The organism is Paenibacillus sp. E194, assembly GCF_000935845.1.
Taxonomy (GTDB): Bacteria; Bacillota; Bacilli; order Paenibacillales; family Paenibacillaceae; genus Paenibacillus_B; species Paenibacillus_B alvei_B.
The window spans coordinates 1-730 of sequence record NZ_JMDX01000537.1; the positions used below are offsets into that span (position 1 = coordinate 1).

General features: G+C 55.9%; 1 protein-coding gene. It reads left to right on the forward strand.

All coding sequences use genetic code 11. The features are described 5' to 3' along the window. Positions 1-730, forward strand: a 730-nt coding sequence (locus AZ66_RS29435; RefSeq protein ID WP_044358222.1) for an AMP-binding protein, incomplete at both ends; no start/stop codon positions are given.

Here is a 730-nt window from a genome sequence, read left to right on the forward strand (position 1 = left end):
ATAGGCCAGATGCAGTTGATTAGTGAAGCAGAAACGAAGCAGCAACTGGAGATATGGAACCGGACGGAGAGGGCGTATCCGCGGGATCCGGTAATTCAGGAACTGTTCGAGGAGCAGGCGGCGGCACGGCCGGAAGCGGTGGCAGTCGTTGACGAAGACCGCCAGCTGACGTATGGGGAACTGAATGCGCGGGCTAACCAACTGGCGCACAGTTTGCGAAAGAAGGGCGTGAAGCCGGAGACGCTGGTCGGGATCTGCATGGAACGCTCGGCGGATCTGATCGTCGGGATCCTGGGGATCTTAAAAGCCGGGGGCGCGTACGTGCCGATGGATCCGTCTTATCCGCAGCAGCGTCTGACTTACATGGCCCACGATGCAGGAATTGAGTTGATGGTGACCCAGAGCGAGGCAAGCGGATGGGTGCCGGAGCTGATTACGCGCATCTGTCTGGACAGCGCTGCGGATCAGGAGATGCTGTCACAGGAGAGCGACCGGAATCCGTCAATCGCCACGACGCCGCACAACATGGCCTATCTGATTTACACCTCAGGAACTACAGGGAATCCGAAAGGGGTTATGGTCGAGCATCACACACTGATCAATATGGTGTTCTGGTACCAGCAATTTTATCAAGTTACGGAGCAAGATCGTGCGAGTCAAATAGCAAGCATCGCATTTGATGCTGCAGTTGCAGAAATATGGTCCTGCTTGAGCAGAGGCGCTAGTTTGT